This window comes from Desulforamulus putei DSM 12395, from assembly GCF_900129195.1.
GTDB classification, from domain to species: Bacteria; Bacillota; Desulfotomaculia; order Desulfotomaculales; family Desulfotomaculaceae; genus Desulfotomaculum; species Desulfotomaculum putei.
Genome location: NZ_FQUY01000054.1, coordinates 1 through 3,861 on the forward strand (window position 1 = coordinate 1; position 3,861 = coordinate 3,861).

Below are 3,861 nucleotides of genomic sequence, written 5' to 3' on the forward strand. Positions count from 1 at the left end.
TGCGCAACTACCTGACAAAGGAATTGGTGGAAGAACTGGATCTATATTTGTACCGTAAAATCGGCCACGACTGGAAAATCGTCGAGAAAAACTGGGAAAAGGTACGGGATCACCTGGTTCACAGCATGACCAACTGCGGTTTCCCGGTAATTATGGTGGAAGACGGGGATTATGGCAAACGGGGGGAACTGTATCTGCGTCACGTCTTTGAGGATAGGGAACTGGACATCAAGTATTTGGAGAAGACGTTGGTCCATGTTTATCAACTATGGAACAGGCCGGTCCATCTGGAAACCAGGATTGACAACAAACCCGCCCTGTTCACCTTTGACGGAGAAAAGGGAAGCAGGAAGTTTCTTTAAATTTCGGGTTCTTTGTGTTGCTGATTCAACTAAAAAGGCCGTCAGGCTCGCGTTTATAACCTTGTTGGGGTTATCGGCGTGAGCTTTTTTGTTGAAAGAAGACAAGCTGGCCTTTTAGCAGGACATTTGTCAAAGGTGGTTGTTCTTTTTGGACACCGGCCGGTAAATTTGATCAATAAAGAACGGGCATACTACAACAAAAAAACACTGGAGTGAAGTCACATGAGACCAAATAATCCAGGTCTGTCTTAAGTTCACTGTGAAACTGCTCGCTGGTACCATGTTCATGGTACAGTTTTTCGATTTCATGAGGTAAATCAGGAAGCAATGTCCAATATGTTTCTGCCTCTACCTGGGGCACCAGGAACATCTGGCCCTTTGCATCAGATGCTCTTTCGGTAACTTTGTAAACCAATCTGATTTCTCTGTTCAGTTTCTTTTTGTATTTCATCATGGAACCGTAGTAAACTTTTTTGCCTTCTCGTTCTTGGCAGTAGATATCCTTATTGTTTTTTGCCAACAGCAACCAACCTTCAGGGGTCTCCTTACGAAGGTTTCGTTTGATAATAAAATCCGCCTTGGTGTCATCATTTAAGCAAATCCGGATATTATCCGTGCTGTCGTTGCCGGAATCCATCCGTAAAAGCAAAGGCTCCTGAGTAATTTTTTTGGCATACCGAATACTTTCGGCAATGAACTCTGTGGTATTTTTCTGGCAGTGTTCACTTCCCTGGCGTAGTTCAGTATTTACGCAGTAACCTTCCCTGCCTAAATATGCAAAGATAGGGGCATAACCATCGGTGCCTTTATAGGTTCCGGAGACCCCTTCCTTTTTGGTGTTAGAGTTATCAAAGGGAGACACATCAATATCCAGTGGAATATAAGCTCTGTTCTCCCGACCCAGGTACACCGGGGTTAAAGGAGCATTAGTTTTCTTGATTAACTCCGCAGATTCTTCTAACAGGATATTATTCCAAGTACCATCCTTGGCAACCATATCCAGCCGCTGGCGGAGGGTGGGGCTGGATGGAGTCTCTTTGATATTTAATGAGATGGAGAAAAAATTATCTTCTCGGAACGGTTCTACATGGTCAAAGTCACTCTTACCCTGGCACAACAAGCCAATATAGGCAATAGCAACGCTTCCATTAGAGATATGGGGATTCTTTTGCTCAGTAGCCATTGTTTTGTTTAGGCGTGTTTTTAACTTGGTGTTAGCCAGTAACGCACCTATGAGAGCCAGACCGGAATGAGTGGTTAAGTCCTCGTTACCTTGTTCAATAACAAAGATAGTTTGCTTATCGTCGTTCTTATTTTTGGTTTTGTTCTTCAACTTTTCATGTAGCACCCCCGAGGTGAATATTGGAAAATGCAATTATCTATATATTTCTGCATATTCCTTTATATTCCTACAAATTACAAGGCACTACAAGGAGATTATTTCACGGATGATTATTGCCATAGAATAGAGCCAACTATGCCATATTTTTGAGCCACTTATGACATTAAAATGAGCCACTGATGACATTAATAGGGCCACCCCCTATAGTGGTGGCCCTGGATTGTTATTTTTCTAAGCCATGTCGTTCTCTCATTGATATCTCCCCATCAATCAGAATGCTATAGGAATCATGGACAATACGGTCCAAAATGGCATCTGCTAAGGTTACCTCACCTATTTTTTCATGCCACCCTCTGGGATCAAACTGAGAACAGAAAATGGTTGAACCAGTCTGATGCCTTGATTCCACTATTTCTAGAAGGTCGCGGGCCTCGTTCCCTTTTAAAGGTGTTAAAAGCCATTCGTCCAGTATAAGGAGATTGACTTTCTTGTATTGCTTCATGACCTTTTGAAATATGCCTTCGCCTCTGGCGATTGCCAGTTCATCAAGCAGATCCGGTAGCCGAACATACTTAACTTTGTAGAACTGGCGACATGCTGCCACTCCAAATGCGCACGCAAGATACGTTTTGCCGTTCCCTGAAGCACCCATGATAATAATATTGTGGTGATCCTGAATGTATTGACCTGAAGCCAAACGTAGAATTTGAGTTTTATCCAGCTTTCTGTCCGGATGATATTCTATGTCTTCAATACAGGCTTGATTGTAGCGAAATTGGGCTCCTTTAATGAGGCGATCCAGCTTATTATTCTTTCTGCGTGACCATTCTACATCCACAAGCAGGCTAAAGCGATCTTCGAAGGATAGTTCCTGGTAATCGGTGTCATGCAACTGTTTCCTGTAGGTTTCAGCCATTGCAGTTAAACGCATATCGTTTAATTTTGATAATGTACTTTCATTAGTCATTGTTTTTCCCTCCATAGTAAGCGGCTCCTCTAGTGAATCCGTAAGAGCTGGTTGTATTTTTAGTTGTGTTATCCACAGATGGATTTGCCTCGGGTAATTTATCCTGTCCGGTCTTCAGGATGGTTTGAATACTCTTTAGAGTGGGCCTGAGGGTATAGTCTAGAGCCCTCTTACATGCGGCTTCGACGCGTTCAACCGAATGTTTATCAGCCAGCTTCATTAGTGCTAAGCAAGAATTAAGTCCTTGCTTTTCAGTCTTGTAAGAAGCTAAAATGCTTTTAACAGTGGTTAATGTGTGTGGTCCAACTTTACTTGCCCATTCAAGAACTAAATCTTGGTTGAAATCGATATATTTTTTGTGATTGTCAGGCATATGTTCTGGAATTGTGGAGGCTTGTCCTACTTTCCCATAAAGCCTTTTATGGGAGGCAATACGGAAATGTTTGAAGAAAATTTCCACCAAGTTTTTCGTAATTCGGACATCAACTAGTTGTTTGATATATTCATAAGGAACTGAGTAGTACATTTTATCCACAGATATGTGATAATCGTATTGTACGGTGGCTTTTTTCCAAGTGGCTAACTCGTACGGGGAAGCAGGCAGGGGAATTAGCGCAAATTTCTCCTCTTCTGTGAAAGCGGAAAGCCTGTTTCCCGGCTTTTTTTGAAAAGGTTTGGTGTTGTATTCCGTTAATTTTTTACGGATGGCTTCATTGAGTTCTTTAATTGAGAAAAACTGCTGATTACGGAGAGAGGCAATGATCCAAGTGGAGATGGTACCCACCGTACCTTCTGCACTAGCTTTATCTTTCGGGTGGCGTACTCTGGCGGGAATAATAGTGGTGTTGTAGTGTTCGGCCATTTCCTGATACGTGCGGTTAATAACGGGATCAGTCCGGGAGGACTTTTCCACACCGGTCTTCAAGTTATCTGGTACAATCATTCTCGCTACACCGCCGAAGAACTGGAAGGCATGAATGTGAGCCGTGATCCAACTCACAGTCTCCATTGAGAGGAAAGCTTCTACATAAGCGTATTGACTGCAGGGCAAAGCCGCAACAAATACGTAAGCAGTGATGTCTTCCCCTGTAATATTATTGTTATTAACGCTGCATAATGTCCTAAGATTGATGTTGCATGATGACCCAAAGTTGACGGATATAATGACCGATATTTTAGAAAGGGAGGAA

General features: G+C 42.6%; 3 protein-coding genes and 1 pseudogene. 1 reads left to right on the forward strand and 3 read right to left on the reverse strand.

The genetic code is table 11. The annotated features are described in order from the left end of the window. On the forward strand, positions 1-362 hold a 362-nt coding region (locus BUB67_RS15785; protein ID WP_200798191.1), incomplete at its 5' end, for a SpoVR family protein. A gap of 235 nt (positions 363-597) precedes the next feature. Here the strand turns inward: BUB67_RS15785 and BUB67_RS15790 are convergent. From BUB67_RS15790 to istA, 3 genes and pseudogenes are all read right to left on the reverse strand, one after another. Further along, a pseudogene (locus BUB67_RS15790) lies at positions 598-1,710 on the reverse strand (IS1380 family transposase); the annotation flags it as partial. 217 nt (positions 1,711-1,927) lie between these two features. After that, positions 1,928-2,671: an IS21-like element helper ATPase IstB gene (gene istB, locus BUB67_RS15795; RefSeq protein ID WP_073240311.1), complete on the reverse strand. Its 744-nt coding sequence runs from the start codon at positions 2,669-2,671 to the stop codon at positions 1,928-1,930. Then, positions 2,664-3,861 (reverse strand): IS21 family transposase (gene istA / locus BUB67_RS15800; protein ID WP_238457097.1); only part of this gene is annotated, 1,198 nt, incomplete at its 5' end. The genes istA and istB, both read right to left, overlap by 8 nt.

Bases quoted from the DNA above. Each gene is read 5' to 3' on its own strand.
- istB (WP_073240311.1), bottom strand. From the start codon at position 2,671: ATGACTAATGAAAGTACATTATCAAAATTAAACGATATGCGTTTAACT.